Annotated in this window: 13 protein-coding genes and 2 tRNA genes; 2 read left to right on the forward strand and 13 right to left on the reverse strand. The window is 38.4% G+C overall.

Annotated features, from left to right (window positions below):
* Nucleotides 1-226 precede the first annotated feature (226 nt).
* A tRNA-Met gene (locus N782_RS14820) sits at nucleotides 227-303 on the forward strand.
* 25 nt (nucleotides 304-328) lie between these two features.
* Nucleotides 329-400: transfer RNA gene (locus tag N782_RS14825), tRNA-Glu, on the forward strand.
* Between the two features lie 422 nt (nucleotides 401-822).
* Here N782_RS14825 and ytvA read toward each other — a convergent pair.
* From ytvA to N782_RS14890, 13 genes are all read right to left on the reverse strand, one after another.
* A complete protein-coding gene (ytvA, locus tag N782_RS14830) occupies nucleotides 823-1,608 on the reverse strand; it encodes a YtvA family blue-light photoreceptor (RefSeq protein ID WP_237582670.1) in 786 nt (261 codons plus the stop codon).
* 446 nt (nucleotides 1,609-2,054) lie between these two features.
* The gene (locus N782_RS14835; RefSeq protein ID WP_036821771.1) at nucleotides 2,055-2,501 is read right to left on the reverse strand and encodes a S1 domain-containing RNA-binding protein; all 447 of its coding nucleotides are present in this window, start codon (nucleotides 2,499-2,501) and stop codon (nucleotides 2,055-2,057) included.
* A gap of 73 nt (nucleotides 2,502-2,574) precedes the next feature.
* Entirely contained in the window at nucleotides 2,575-2,997 is a 423-nt protein-coding gene (locus N782_RS14840; protein WP_052111367.1) for an FtsB family cell division protein, read from the reverse strand.
* A complete protein-coding gene (gene yabQ / locus N782_RS22210; RefSeq protein WP_036821777.1) occupies nucleotides 2,964-3,563 on the reverse strand; it encodes a spore cortex biosynthesis protein YabQ in 600 nt (199 codons plus the stop codon). The genes N782_RS14840 and yabQ overlap by 34 nt, the downstream gene beginning before the upstream one ends.
* Nucleotides 3,560-3,802: a sporulation protein YabP gene (yabP, locus tag N782_RS14850; protein WP_237582672.1), complete on the reverse strand. Its 243-nt coding sequence runs from the start codon at nucleotides 3,800-3,802 to the stop codon at nucleotides 3,560-3,562. Before yabP ends, yabQ begins: the two co-directional genes overlap by 4 nt.
* An 841-nt stretch (nucleotides 3,803-4,643) precedes the next feature.
* Nucleotides 4,644-4,898: an RNA-binding S4 domain-containing protein gene (locus tag N782_RS14855; protein WP_036821781.1), complete on the reverse strand. Its 255-nt coding sequence runs from the start codon at nucleotides 4,896-4,898 to the stop codon at nucleotides 4,644-4,646.
* Nucleotides 4,899-4,901: 3 nt separating this feature from the next.
* A complete protein-coding gene (yabN, locus tag N782_RS14860; protein ID WP_036821783.1) occupies nucleotides 4,902-6,371 on the reverse strand; it encodes a bifunctional methyltransferase/pyrophosphohydrolase YabN in 1,470 nt (489 codons plus the stop codon).
* A gap of 1 nt (nucleotide 6,372) precedes the next feature.
* Nucleotides 6,373-7,962, reverse strand: coding sequence for a putative polysaccharide biosynthesis protein (locus N782_RS14865; protein ID WP_036821786.1), 1,590 nt, complete (start codon nucleotides 7,960-7,962; stop codon nucleotides 6,373-6,375).
* A gap of 432 nt (nucleotides 7,963-8,394) precedes the next feature.
* Nucleotides 8,395-8,931 carry a stage V sporulation protein T gene (gene spoVT / locus N782_RS14870; RefSeq protein ID WP_036821789.1) on the reverse strand — a complete coding sequence of 179 codons (537 nt, stop codon included), beginning with the start codon at nucleotides 8,929-8,931 and terminating at the stop codon, nucleotides 8,395-8,397.
* 240 nt (nucleotides 8,932-9,171) lie between these two features.
* On the reverse strand, nucleotides 9,172-12,690 hold the full coding sequence (mfd, locus tag N782_RS14875) for a transcription-repair coupling factor (RefSeq protein ID WP_036821792.1): 3,519 nt from the start codon (nucleotides 12,688-12,690) through the stop codon (nucleotides 9,172-9,174).
* Nucleotides 12,691-12,842: 152 nt separating this feature from the next.
* Nucleotides 12,843-13,073: an anti-sigma-F factor Fin gene (locus N782_RS14880; protein WP_036821795.1), complete on the reverse strand. Its 231-nt coding sequence runs from the start codon at nucleotides 13,071-13,073 to the stop codon at nucleotides 12,843-12,845.
* Nucleotides 13,074-13,151: 78 nt separating this feature from the next.
* Nucleotides 13,152-13,712, reverse strand: coding sequence for an aminoacyl-tRNA hydrolase (gene pth / locus N782_RS14885; RefSeq protein ID WP_036821798.1), 561 nt, complete (start codon nucleotides 13,710-13,712; stop codon nucleotides 13,152-13,154).
* Between the two features lie 222 nt (nucleotides 13,713-13,934).
* Nucleotides 13,935-14,597 carry a 50S ribosomal protein L25/general stress protein Ctc gene (locus N782_RS14890; RefSeq protein ID WP_036821800.1) on the reverse strand — a complete coding sequence of 221 codons (663 nt, stop codon included), beginning with the start codon at nucleotides 14,595-14,597 and terminating at the stop codon, nucleotides 13,935-13,937.
* Nucleotides 14,598-14,833: the final 236 nt, after the last annotated feature.

Raw genomic sequence — 14,833 nt, forward strand, 5'->3', positions numbered from 1 at the left:
GGACAGTCGTTAGGCGCTGGAATTGGACGTGGCTACATTACTTTTTCAGGTATTCACAAGCATTGTATTTAATAATTTCCTATAAAATAAAAAATCTGCTTTAATTCATTGACACCATTTTTTTAGTAGTGTAATATATTCCTTGTGACTTTGAGATAACAATTCACATCGCAAAGGAAAAAACAAACCATTCACTTCATATTAATGATTTGTTTTTATGACAAATGGCGGCGTAGCTCAGCTGGCTAGAGCGTACGGTTCATACCCGTGAGGTCGTGGGTTCGAGTCCCTCCGCCGCTACCATTTTATTTATTACACCTACATAAACGGCCCGTTGGTCAAGTGGTTAAGACACTGCCCTTTCACGGCAGTAACACGGGTTCGAATCCCGTACGGGTCATCGTCCGATTCTTGTCCTACCGCACATTTAATGTGCGGTTTTTTTTATGTTAAAACTAGGTTGGATACCATCAAAACCTGCGTTACGAACAAAAGCTCAGGGCACACTGCTAGCGACGTACAAACTGTCCTTTTTATGGGGAAGTTCGAGAACAGGTAGAGGTTCGATTAAGACCGCTGCGTCCTGCAGCAACATCGAACCAACCTACGTGGTGTAGGCCGAAAGGAAACATGGAGAGCGACAGCGATCCAATGTTGACTTATCGTAAGAAGGTTTTGCTAGGCGCTAGGCGCTGGAGCAGACAAGTATGCGCCAGAAGCTTATACTTTCCATACATAAAAAAGACTCCTCCTCTTCCAGTTTTCCTTAACTTAAAGAGGGGGAGCCTTTTTATAAATCAGATCACTACAAACCATTACTTATCATACTTGATGTAATTTAATAGCTTCTTTTACTGTTGCAAAGGTTTTTAATGTTGAAAGATCTATATCTAGATTGGTGGATTTCAAAGCAAAATCAGGCGAAATACCTGCAATAACAAGTTCGGTACCTAGTAATTGCAAAATATCATTTAGACGATAAATACCTCGAATGACATCTTCATCATAATGCTGTAATCCTGATAGTTCTACAATAAGAAACTCATGCCTACGGTTAGCCAGTTCACTAGTTATGTTGTTGGTGATGAGATGTAACCGTTCTCCATCAATGCTACCGATTAAGGGAAGCACCGAAATTCCCTCAGCTATTGGAACAATGGGAGTAGATAAGGCTGATATTTCTTTCATATAGGAAGTAAGGTTCTCCTCCGCGCTTTTTAAAGAGGACACATCCTTTTGAATACCTACGAAATAATATTGCTCTTCTTCTTCTATATAAATGGGATCGATATGTAGTTCATTCCAAAACGTAGAGCCATCTTTTTTGTAATTCAGGATTTCTATTGTTATCGATTGATGATTCTTGATAGCAGACCTTAATTGATTAACGGCTTTAGGGTCTGTTTCTTTCCCTTGAAGAAACCTACAGTTTCGACCAATGATTTCTTCTTCATCATAACCCGAAATACTAGTGAAACCTTCATTTGCATAAATGATTGGGTTATCGGGTTGGTTTGGGTCTGTTATCGTCACACCAATCCTAGTATGATCAATTGCCCTCTCTAACAGTTGATAATAAATCTGTTCTTTCACAGCATGTTTCTTCACACTTTCACCTTCCTATTCACACTCATATGCCACTTACTCTGTATTTTATCGTACCAAAAGAACCTTATTTGCCCAAATAAATACTATCTCATATTTAATAATCTCTACATCATACGCAACCTATAGATACATGTCTAGTTTTGATTATATTATAAGCAAAATAAAAAGACTAATGATTTAGAAAAGGGACAAAAGAATTTCATCCTAACGAGCTATAATCACAAAAATAGACTGAAGCTATATAAAGAAAAAAAGCTCAGAGCGGCCCGTTTAGAGACGTACAAGAGCTACTGGAGCTGGACGTGGTCACTTCAATTTTTAGTTATATACAAGCATTGAATTTTACAATTAAAAAGAGTCCGCAGTATTAGACATACTACGGACTCCTTTCAGATTCATATTGTAAATCGAACATTATAATTTACTGATTCATCATAGACAGCAAGTTAGCCTCTTTTAGCACCTCGACCTCCACGTTTTGATTCCGTGTGTTTTCTAAGTGAAGCCATACGCTCTTCACTATCTTTAAGAAAACGATTCATCTTAGACTCAAACGTTTCGCTTTTCTCGCGTCGGTCGTTTTTGCCTTTGCCAGATCCGCCTCCACCTTTTGGACGACGATTGGCATTGTTGTTGTTTCCTTTGTTGCTATTGTAATTTTCTTGTGCCTTCTTGATGGAAAGGCCAATCTTTCCATCCTTCTCAACATTAATTACTTTAACCTCAACTTGGTCACCTTCGCTTAGGTGGTCATTAATGTCTTTAACATAACTATCAGCAACTTCACTAATGTGAACAAGACCTGTAGAACCATCTGGAAGTTCCACGAATGCTCCAAAATTAGTGATACCTGTTACCTTGCCCTGCAACTTGCTGCCTACTTCAATTGACATAAAAAAAATGCTCCTCCTTAAGAATTTCAAAAAGTATCTTCCTATATATTATATATAAGCTTCAAAAAGAGTGTCAATATGACGGGCTGTTATCAGGGATTTGAAATATGATTTCGCCTTCTTTGGAGAAGAAATAATTGGTTCTTGCAATCTGAAGAACATAGTCTTCATCTTGTAAGAGCTGTATTTCCTCGTTCAAGTCTTCTTCTTTTTGATTAAGCTCAGTCATCTTTTGTTGTAATTCTTCATATTGTTCACGCTTGTCTGCATATACAGCACGCTGGTTTAAATGATACGTTAGTAGCCCTCCAAATAACAGAAGGGTCGCGATTGTAAATAAAGCGAGCCGACGAATAAGGCGCTTTTTCTTCTTATGTTGTCTCTCTACATGAGCATCGTACTGTTTCACAAATCCAGAATCGATTTTCGTTACTGACTTACGATCAACATCCACTGATTCAGCTACCTCCTCTTTTGTCGGAACTTCTTCCACCATTTTAGCAGTATATTCTCTATTTTACTATAAATCCCTTTTAATTGTTGTAAATAATTTTTCACAATTTTCGGGGTTAACCACCAAATTATCTTACCTAATAATTTAAGAGGAAGTAGTATTATTTTTCCCACTAAAAGAAGAAGCCAAACAAACGCTACCCAAATTCCTAAAAGAATTTTGGTGAGAAGTATAATCATCCAGCGGACAGGAGTATAAATCAACACGATAAATAGGCGTTTAACAAACCAGATGAAAGAAATACCATAAGAGATTAGCTTTTCTAGTACTCTACGATATATCGTTTTAAAGAGAGCTTGATACATTGCGAATCCACAGAGAATTAGTAGAAATATATACAACCTTAATTCTCCTTGATTCGCCACAAAAAGGAAATAAAAAACAATTAAACCTTGTAATAGCCAAAAAAATATCTCGATGGAAAAAGCAAATATGGTTTGCTTTTTCCAATACCTTTCGAATCTTCGAAACGTATCAATTGCCATCCCGAGATATATCCCGCTCGCTAACATCATAAACATAGTGATAAACTGAGTATCTAAACTCATTTAAACATTTTGCTAAAGAATCCTTTAGCTTTTTCCCCTTGTTGCTCATCTAGATAAGATAATTCATATACTTTACCTTTAATGGAAACAATGCCCTGGTCTACATCAAGGTTCTTCATTTGTAAATTTTGTCCACGAATGACTAGATAGCCCATTGAAGTTTGTAGCAAAAACTCTTCAGCGTCAAAGCTGTCCACTTCTTTAACACCTGTGATTTCAAGATTACGACGATTGTTCATCTTCACATGATGCTCAGCCTGTCCACGTACATTAGGATCTTTTTGCTCATAATATTCCATCGTACAACCCTCCCCTTTATCGATACCAATCTATGAGGGAAAAACGTGAAATAGAACATAAAAGTATCCTGTGCTTTATGAATGTTCAGTTTATAGAGGGGTTATTGCATATTAGCCCTATTATCTTGAAGTCTTGGAATCGAGATGAATTTCTATTTAGTCTGGAAAAGAGGGCTGTTTCCGTGGTTTTTATAATAATAAAGATGGCCAGGTTAGAATGGGACGTTTTCTGAATAGCGGTATCCATGAAGCGAGGAATAGTTTAGGACACAAAATGATGCTATGCTAACGGACATAGAGTTTCTTATTCTTCGATTTGAAAGCAATTATGCATTCACAACGGACATTCAGTACGCTATTTAGCCTAAATCAGCGTAATGTAGCGTGTTTTTTTGCAAATAAGGTATCATATGTCCGTTAGCTCCTCCAAAAGAGGGTTTTTACAGTAAATAAGAGATTATATGTCCGTCAAAAAAAGTTGTCCTACGTGTATTGCCGATTCCGATAACAACATATCGGACCCACTCCTTACCTAATAATTATCTCGAATCCAAGTCTTCATGATCATTCCTCTTATGTTTAATAAAATATTTTCTATTACCTAAGAACAAAAGCGCAAGCGCGTTGGTCACCCCGAGGGGGGGTAGGCGCTGGAGCTGGACGTGGCCACTCACTTTTTTAGTTATACACAAGCATTGAATTTTCTAATTTCGCTATACAAACAGAAAAAGCACTCCTATTAAAAGGGAGTGCTTTTCATATCTTTTGTTGAAAAGGAGTTTTATACTTCTTGTTCCTTAATTACCTTATAAAGCGAATTTGCTTCGTCTTTTTTTACATTTTCTCGTAAAGACGTTACTTCTATCGTTAATTGCTTTTGGCCAAAGCGAATGGAAAGTTCATCTCCTACTCCTACTTCTGAGGAAGCTTTTGCAGGATTTCCATTTAAGTGGATACGGCCCTGGGAAGCTACTTCTTTGGCTAATGTACGACGTTTTATTAATCTTGAGATTTTTAGAAACTTATCTAGTCTCATAGGTTACTCATCACTTCTTTCCTTTTGTTTTGCTAGGACCCAATATTGATCTAATTCATCCAGAGACATGTCATTCATGATTTTGTCTTGCTGTTCAATTTGTTGCTCCATTTCCTTGAAGCGGCTCTCAAATTTACCATTTGTACGCTGGACAGCTAACTCAGGGTTGATTTTGTAGAAGCGGGCAAGGTTTACAATCGCAAATAAAATGTCTCCAAGTTCTCCTTCTTGTTCAGGTGCAGAAAGCTTCTCTACACTCTCTTTAAATTCATGAATCTCTTCTTCTACTTTTTCCCACATTGGCTCTGGTTCATTCCAATCAAAGCCTACTTTCTTCGCTTTCTTTTGCAATTCTTGCGCACGCATTAAGCCTGGTAATGTCGTGACTACTCCATCGATTGCGGAAGGTCGTTCTTCCCCTTTTTCCTTCTGTTTTATTTCATCCCAAGATCCTACAACTTCCTCGGCAGTGTCTAATTGCTTGTCACCGAATACGTGAGGATGGCGTCGGATCATTTTTTCCGTTATAGATAGAATTACGTCATCCACAGAGAAAAATCCTTCATCTTCACCAATTTGACTATGAAGCATGATTTGAAGGAGTACATCTCCTAGTTCCTCAATCATCCCCTCATCATCTTCATCTTCAACAGCCTGAAGGAATTCATAAGCTTCTTCTATCAAATACGGTCGCAAGGATTCATGGGTTTGTTTTTTATCCCAAGGACAGCCCTCTGGTCCTCTTAATGTAGCTATGACATCTCTCAATCGGAAAAATTTATGATTTAGCATATCATCGCTAACAGGGGCGAGATAGACGCTTGTTAGGTTGCTTAGTGTAAATTCACGATCTAATTCTACTAAGGGAACTTGTTGAATGTGCTCTTGAGTGCTACCGGCTGCCTCGACAATATATACAGGATGGTCATGTGGGAGGTCTTCCATAAGCTCTACTTTAAGATGAGAGGCAATCATCTCGTCATACACTTGGCAGAAAATTGTATGCTGCTTATACGTAATGGCATTTCTAGTAAAGTCTGTAGCATCGACAAATTGAAACCCTTCAATTGGATCTATATGTAACGATGTAAATAAATCGTCTAGAAAGCTAGTTCCCCCTTGTATTTTCACCGTAACATTTCCTTTTTCTTGTTGATGCAAGAGAAGCTGTATTGTCCGTTCAGCTAACATAGGATGACCAGGCACAGTATATAGTACTTCTTCGCCCTCTTTAGCATTTACCATCAGTTGTTGAACAATATGAGCATAGACATCTTCAAATTCATCATGTGATTCATACAGCGAATCAAACGAATGAAAGGCCACTCCTTCATCTTGCAATTCGTCCATTACAGGATGATCTAATGTACGAGCATATACCGTTCCACGGTGGTTAATGATTTTGCGATAGATCCCTAGTGGTAGCTGGTTTATATCTCCAGCACCTAAGCCGAGTACGTTTATTGTTGTCATGTTACGGCCTCCTTTTTATTAATTGAATCATTTTTTGTCCAAGCGGTAGTTCTAAGAGTTCTTCATTTGTAAATGCATTTCTACGTACTAACAAGAAGCCGTAGACACCTACACCTATACCAACAGTCACAAAAGTATAGCCTAGGTAATCTAAACGGTCTTGTAAAGGAAGGAGAAGGGCATATACCCATTTTACACCTACAACTACTCCCGTCATTCCTAGTAAAGGGATCCAAGTCGAACGCCATGGCAGCACCACCGACATGGATAAAGATAAAGCCTTTTTTAACAACAACCCATTTCCAATACAGATGATAGTTATAGCACCTACAGAAGCTACAGCACTACCTAGCATTCCATATAAAGGAATCAATAGTTCATTTAAGAATAACTTTATCACAAATCCGAACATAACCATAAACGCAGGGGCCTTCATGCTACCTAGTCCTTGTAATAGAGATGAGAAGGTTAATGCCATGGAACCAACGAATATAACAAGTGCTAGAACTTGCAACGAAACCGTTCCATCATTGGAATTAAAGAATAAGCGATTCACTCCAGGAAGAACGAGAATCAACCCAACAGCCGCCGCAGAAGAAAAAAGGAAACTAAACTTAACAGCGCTGCTTGCATCTTTATAAACTTCCTCTTGTTTATTATGTAAGCGTTGCTTTGTTATCGAAGGTACGAGCGCCAGGGACAACGATGAGCCAATAACGGTTCCTAATTGAATCAACGGGTATCCTCGATCAAAAATACCTTTCCATTGTTGAGCTCGACCTAAGTCCATACTATGCTGTAATAAATTTGGTACCATCGTTATTGCGTCTGCCATTTGGATGAACAGAAGCATCATGTAATTAACACATAAGAACAAGCCCACTATAACGATCGTTTTAATAGCTCTTTTATAGGATAACTTTTCCATAGTTTCCCCTGTAAAAGAAGGGTATCTCTTCCTAGCATAAATGCTAAGTAGGAGAATAGCCATGATTCCACCTACTATGGAGCCGAAAGCTGCTCCAGCACCGACATGATACAATGAATAGCCTTGCTCTACGAAATAGACTGTCGCTACAATAATAATCGTTACACGAACTACTTGTTCAACCATTTGTGAATAAGCTGTCGGAGTCATGTCGTTCATCCCTTGGAACGTACCTCTCAATAACGAAGTTAAAGGAATCAGTAAAAATGGTATAGATGCGACGCGTATTGGCATTTCTAACCCAGTGTCCCCCATAACTTCCGCAATATATGGAGCACCTACATATAGGAAACCAAACAATAACGCACCTACGAGAAGCAGTATAACTAATAAGGGTATAAAAAAGAACCGAACAGATAAGGGATGCCCTTTCCCTTTTTCCTCGGCTACTAGTGTAGAAATAGCAACAGGTAATCCATATATGGAAATCATCCATGCCATGCCTATAATTGGATAAACTTGTTGATAGATATAAAAACCGACATCACCAGCTATGTTTTGAAGCGGAATTCGATAGCCAGCAGCTAAAACTTTGCTGATGAGACCAGCCATTGTTAATAATATGGCACCTTGAAAAAAATGGTGCGACGCTTTTCGTTTCATGGAAGTATCCTTTCTAAACGCATCCAACTGCCCATCATTATAGCATATAATTCCATTGAAACATGCCTTGAGGTACGATTAATAAACATAAGCGGATACAAAACACTTCATGTATATTCAGTCCGTTTTAAAGGAGACATGATAAACATTTAAGTTGATGATAGAGCACGCCCCCCCTATGTAAGGAACAAAAGCGCAAGCGCCCGTTTAGCGACGTACAAACTGGACGGCTCCGTATGAGATAAAGGAAACACGAATAGCGCTAGCGATTCGATGTTGACTTATCGTAAGGAGGAGCAGGAAGTTTGCTAGTCGCTGGGCGCTGGAGCTGGACGTGGCTACTTCACTTTTTCAGTTATACACAAGCATTGAATTTTATAATAGTACGCTATACAGCAAAAAAAGAGAGCCTTGTGGGCTCGTCTTTTTTCATTATTCCATTTGTCTTGCTAAGAAACTTGCAGCGGTTTCCACTGCTTTTTGTTCAACATTTCCTAAAGATTCCCCTTCTTTGCTAACGATCATAACACATCCAATTGGATCGCCACTTGCGATAATCGGTCCGATGACATAGGAGGAAACCGTTTCTTCATTGCCGTCAACTACTTCAATCGAGGACTCACTCGATTCTGTAATTACGCTGCGGTCCTGAAGAGACTGCTCAATCTTACTACCAATATTCTTATTAAGGTAGTCTTTCTTTGACCCTCCTGAAACAGCAATAAATTCATCACGATCACATATAAGTACGGTATGACCAAGAGAATCAAATAGAGCATCAGCATATTCCTTTGCAAAATCGCCTAGCTCACTAATAGGAGAATATTTCTTTAGAATAACTTCTCCTTCACGATCCACAAAAATTTCTAACGGATCACCTTCACGAATTCGTAATGTCCTGCGAATTTCTTTCGGGATAACCACTCGTCCCAAATCATCAATACGTCGTACTATACCAGTTGCTTTCATTCTATGGAGCCTCACTTTCATTTGATGATTAAGCTTCTTGGTGTTGAAATGATACATCCTGTTGTTGTCAGGATTCACCGTCCGATGTGTATAGTATTTTTCACAATGTCGGAACTATTCATCAAACATACAAATTTATTATAAAAAAACCATTTTGTACTAAAAAAACCACTGGTAAAAGGAAATTTTTATCCTAATTAATGCAAAAATAGTCCCTACCACGGCGGTAAGGACTATCATTTATTTCGCCTCTTTTAATGATTGCAAAAATTCTTCCACTGACTTATAACGGTCTGTCACATCTTTTCGGTTAAATTGGAACGTCACTTTAAGTTGTTGATCTTCTGTTCCAAGTTGAATCATTCTTCCGTATTGATTCGCCAATTCAAATAGTTTTGCTCCATCGATTTGTTGGCTCGTCTGAGCTTCCATAAGAAGTTCTATTTTCTTATTTTTCTCTGAGATAGATTCAATTCGTTCTTGTTTTGCATATAGCTTTAACAATGAAACTTGGAATAGATTATCTACTTCTTCAGGAAAATCACCAAATCGATCAATTAATTCTTCACGTATATCGTGAATATCTTCTTGGGATGTAATGGCTTGGAAACGTTTATACATATCGATCTTCTGCTTCTCATCATCAATATAGCTATCCGGAATGTACGCATCGATGCTTAGATTTAATTCTGGCTCAAATGGTTTCGTTTCCTCATAACTCTTTCCTTGACGTTTAGCTTCAATAGCATCTTTAAGCATCTGCGAGTACATGTCGAACCCGACGGAGTCAATAAATCCGTGCTGCTGAGCTCCTAACAGATTACCGGCACCACGTATAGATAGGTCTCGCATAGCAATCTTAAATCCTGACCCTAGTTCGGTAAACTCCTTAATGGCTTGAAGACGTTTCTCTGCGACTTCGCTGAGCACCTTATCTTTTTGATACGTAAAGTAAGCATAAGCCACACGGTTGGAACGCCCAACACGTCCTCTGATTTGATACAGCTGACTTAGCCCCATACGATCGGCATCGTTAACGATTAATGTATTCACATTCGGAATGTCTACTCCTGTTTCAATAATCGTCGTAGATACCAGCACATCATATTCACCTTCAAGGAAACTAAACATCACATTCTCCAGTTCTGTTTCGCTCATTTGACCATGGGCAAAGGTTACTCTTGCATCTTCCACGAGTGCTGATATTTCTTCTGCTACCCGCTCAATATTCTCCACTCGATTATAAAGGAAGAAGACCTGGCCGCCTCGTGCCATTTCTCGTTCAATAGCTTCTCGGATAAAGACATGATTGTATTCCAAGACATACGTTTGAATTGGAAAGCGGTTTTCTGGAGGTGTCTCAATAACAGATAGGTCCCTAACCCCTAACATAGACATGTGTAAGGTTCTTGGGATTGGCGTAGCTGTAAGCGTTAATACATCTACGTTCGTTTTCAGTTGCTTGATCTTTTCTTTGTGCTTCACTCCAAAGCGCTGTTCTTCGTCTACAATCAATAGCCCAAGATTTTTCACTTGAACATCTTTGGATAATACACGGTGCGTACCTATCACAAGATCCATCGTTCCGTTTTCTAAACCTTTGATTGTCTCCTTTTGCTGTTTACGGGTTCGAAAGCGACTTAAGAGACCAATGTTGACAGGAAAGTCTTGAAACCTTTCCCGAATCGTTTCGTAATGCTGTTGAGCTAAAATTGTAGTAGGAACAAGAATGGCTACTTGTTTACCGTCTGCAATAGCTTTGAAGGCTGCCCGAATCGCTACTTCTGTTTTACCGTAGCCAACATCACCACATAACAGGCGGTCCATCGGTCGTATTCGTTCCATGTCATGCTTAATTTCTTCAATACAACGGATTTGGTCTTCAGTTTCTTGATAAGGGAATGCTGCTTCAAAATCCTTCTGCATTTCTGTGTCTTCACTAAATGCATGACCTTTTGATGCTTCACGTTCAGCATAGAGCTGGATGAGATCATCTGCAATATCCTCAACAGAAGATTGAACTTTATTTTTGACCTTCTTCCATTCGCTTCCGCCTAATTTATATAGCTTTGGCTCCTTGCCCTCTGAACCAACATACTTTTGAACCAAATCTATTTGATCAATCGGAACGTAGAGCTTATCATCACCTGAATATTTAACAAGCAAATAATCTTTATGGATACCATTTAATTCTAGAGTCTCAATACCAATATACTTACCAATACCATGATTGGCATGGACAATGTAGTCCCCTACTTTTAGTTCTTGATAACTCTTTATACGTTCTGCGTTGGAGATTTTTTGCTTTCGTTTAGGACGTGTTGTACGTTTCTTAAATAATTCATTTTCTGTTAGAACAGCAACATGATGCATAGGAAGTTCAAAGCCTGAATTTATTTGGTCAATGATAATTGTAGGCTTTTGAATTGGTAACGTAGGTTCCTTCTCCGCTATCGCTGCTTCCATATCATAATCCTCAAGAACGTTTTGAATTTTATCTGCACGCTCCTGATTCGGTGCCACGATTAAAACAGAGTGATCTCCTTTTTCCCACCGCTGCATTTCATTTTGTAGTAAATTCATTTGACCATGAAATTGCTGCATAGCTCGACAAGAGAAGTTCACAATATTCTCTGGCTGAGTATTTGGAATATGTCTCAAAAAGACAGACAAATACAATCGTGGATGGTCAATAGAATGCCATACATTCGTCCAACTGTAGGATATGGATAGATCCTGTACTATTTCACCTGACTCCAATAGGCTACCGTACCAGTCCGCTTCTTCTTCATCTAATCGAGTGGCTGTTTCTTGGATACGGCTCATCTCATCTAAGATAACTAGCCCATTTTTCGGTATATAATCTAGCAAGCTAGCAGACTGCTCATAAAATAAAGAGGCATACTTATACATTTCTTGAAATCGTTCGTGGTTCTTAAGTCTTTCGATATCTTTTTCAATCGTTTCAGAGAGCTTTTCTTTTTGCTCATCCGTACTCATCTTTGACAACGTAGTTGAGAAGGCTTCTTCTAAACGTTGCCCCCCTCTAGTTAAATCCTCTTCTGTTAAAAGCAGTTCACTTGCAGGTCCGACCGTTACCCGATCAACCTTTTCTAAGGATCGCTGACTTTCTGAGTCAAAATAACGGATGGAGTCCACTTCATCATCAAATAATTCAATACGTAATGGGTGTGGTTGAGTAAGAGGATACACATCTAATATTCCGCCCCTTAAGCTAAACTCACCTGGAGACGAAACCATATCTGTACGCTCATACCCTACATCGACCAGTCCTTTCAAGTAAGAATCAAGATCGATGCTTTCTCCTACTGTGAACGTGAGTTGATATGTATTCCAATAGGATGGCGGTGGCAATATTCTCTTCAGAGCTGCTACTGGTGCTATCAAGATTCCTTTCTTGTTTTGGGCCCAATGATTTAAAGCTTCAATTCGCTCACTTCTTAGCTCTGGACTAGCAACAGCAATCTCAGATGCTATCAGTTCATTTACTGGATACAGATGAACATGCTCTGAGTCAGATAGGCTGAGCAAATCTTCGTATAGCTGCTGAGCCTGCATTAATTGGTGAGTGACAAGTAAAATCGGGCGTTCGGTAGACTCCTCTAGCATAGAGACTAATACACTACGTGCTGATCCCGATAACCCTGCAGCAAATTGTTCCTTCATACCGGATGATATACCAGAAATGATTGATTGAATATCGTCTTGACGTTCTAAATAATTTTTTAATCCTTGCAAGTTCTTCCCCCCTGCTAACCTAACCTCCAAATTAGAAAAACAGGAAATTCGCCTATATCAAACGAACCTCAGTGTCTTTCCATGCACCTAAGAAGTTACATTTTGAAAGTACAAAAATGCTTTGGGTATTTCACCAAAGCATTCTATTCATTTTATTGTAAAAAGAAATCAAGTTCATGATAATGTGGATTTTTTTCTAGTGCTTCCTGACAATGTTCACATATCGTATCAATTTGTATATTCCCATTTTCATGATATCGAATCATTTGAAGTTGATCTTCCTCTGACAATTCCTTTAAACCTAATTGATTCGTATCCACAAACTCATGAGACAGCTCTGCTAGATACTCTTTGCAGTGACGACATTGGTACACGATAGCCATGTGAGGACCTCCTTGCATAAGTCTTTTATGCATAGTTTGTCCGAAATCAAAATGGCTTATACGAAAGAGGTAGTGATGTTATTGATTAAATTCATTCATTACTTCTGCAAAAGAATGTTCCATCCATGAATCACAAGCATCTGCTGCTCTTTCAATACTCTCTTTAATCACAGGAACATTCTCTTTTTGAAAGCTACCTAATACATAATCTGGCACAGGCATCGGCCCCTCAGGTCTACCAATACCAAAGCGTAAACGAGGAAATTCCTTTGTACCTAGTTGGTCGATGGTAGAACGAATGCCATTATGTCCTCCATGTCCACCTTTTTTACGCAAACGAATCTTCCCTGGTGGTAAATCTAAATCATCATAAATAATTACTATGTCATCAATGGATAAATTATAATACTCCATTAAAGGACGTATGGCTTCACCAGATAAATTCATATATGTTAGAGGCTTCATAAGCAGAACCTTTTCGGATCCTACATGTTCAACTGTATATTGAGCTTTATATTTTTCTTTATCTAATTTCCAATTATGTCGTCTTAATAACTCATCTATAACCATAAATCCAACATTGTGTCGTGTATTCTCATATTTAGGTCCCGGATTACCCAATCCGATGATACATTTCATGCTATCCCTCTTTTCTAGACAACGTACATATCTCTAGCTTAGTTTATTGTACCGAATTTTATAAGTAAAATAAAAGCACAAGCCTGCATTTATTTTGGAAAACTTTCTGGATTACACAGCAATTAGTCGTAATAGAATCCTTTATTGAAGCTCTGATATAAAAATAAAAACCATAAAAAGAGACGCAACCAGAAGGGTTACGCCTCTTTCTTGTATGCTAACTTAAGATTGATCTTCCTCAGAATTTTCTTCTGTATTTTCATCATCTTTTTGATTTAATACTTCAGGTTCCGCATCTACATCTTGACCTTCACCTGGTTCTACTACTTCTTCCGTTTGCGGTGGTAATACCGTAACAATGGTAGTTGTTTCATCTTCCATTATTTCATAATTACGACCTTCTTTTAGGTCTGAAACTAATAGACTGTCGTTCACTTCTAAGTTCGTAACATCCAGTTTGATTTCATCTGGAATATCATTAGGTTTCGCACGCACAGCTAGTTCATGTAATGGTTGAGAAAGAATTCCTCCATCTTTAACACCTTGAGGTTCCCCATCTACATGAATAGGTACTTGAACGTCAACCTCAGATGACATGTCAATGCGGAAGAAATCAGCATGATACAATTCATCACGAATTGGTTCGATTTGATGCTCATGTAGCATTACATCTATAGGTGATTTACCTTCAACATCTAGTGAAATGATAACGTTTCTGCCTTCGTCACGTAATGTTTTAAGTAATTCAAGGCTATCTACTGATATAGAGATTGGCTCTTGATTTTGGCCATATACTACAGCCGGTACTTTACCATTATTACGAAGTTCATTTGTTGCAGAACGTCGGAAATCTTCTCTTGTGTTTGCTTTTACAGTTACTGCCACGTTTATCACCCTCCAAAGAATTATAAGGCTTCTAATTTTATAAGATTCCCATTCTTTACATTAGCTAAACATTTTATTCATGTTTTTTTGGAAAAATCTTTTTGATGCACGTTTTTTAAGTATGTTATCCAGATCTGAAATGGCAGTGTTGAAGGAATTTACTTATATTCAAGTTAAGCCCCATTACCTTGAAGACTTGGAATCGAGATATTTTTAGCAGCTGGTGGGTCCGATGC

It is taken from the genome of Pontibacillus yanchengensis Y32, assembly GCF_000770635.1.
GTDB lineage: Bacteria > Bacillota > Bacilli > Bacillales > BH030062 > Pontibacillus > Pontibacillus yanchengensis.

Bases quoted from the DNA above. Each gene is read 5' to 3' on its own strand.
- yabP (WP_237582672.1), bottom strand. From the start codon at position 3,802: ATGAACAATCGTCGTAATCTTGAAATCACAGGTGTTAAAGAAGTGGAC.
- yabQ (WP_036821777.1), bottom strand. From the start codon at position 3,563: ATGAGTTTAGATACTCAGTTTATCACTATGTTTATGATGTTAGCGAGC.
- yabN (WP_036821783.1), bottom strand. From the start codon at position 6,371: ATGACAACAATAAACGTACTCGGCTTAGGTGCTGGAGATATAAACCAG.
- N782_RS14865 (WP_036821786.1), bottom strand. From the start codon at position 7,962: ATGAAACGAAAAGCGTCGCACCATTTTTTTCAAGGTGCCATATTATTA.
- N782_RS14835 (WP_036821771.1), bottom strand. From the start codon at position 2,501: ATGTCAATTGAAGTAGGCAGCAAGTTGCAGGGCAAGGTAACAGGTATC.
- N782_RS14840 (WP_052111367.1), bottom strand. From the start codon at position 2,997: ATGGTGGAAGAAGTTCCGACAAAAGAGGAGGTAGCTGAATCAGTGGAT.
- pth (WP_036821798.1), bottom strand. From the start codon at position 13,712: ATGAAATGTATCATCGGATTGGGTAATCCGGGACCTAAATATGAGAAT.
- N782_RS14880 (WP_036821795.1), bottom strand. From the start codon at position 13,073: ATGGCTATCGTGTACCAATGTCGTCACTGCAAAGAGTATCTAGCAGAG.
- N782_RS14855 (WP_036821781.1), bottom strand. From the start codon at position 4,898: ATGAGACTAGATAAGTTTCTAAAAATCTCAAGATTAATAAAACGTCGT.
- spoVT (WP_036821789.1), bottom strand. From the start codon at position 8,931: ATGAAAGCAACTGGTATAGTACGACGTATTGATGATTTGGGACGAGTG.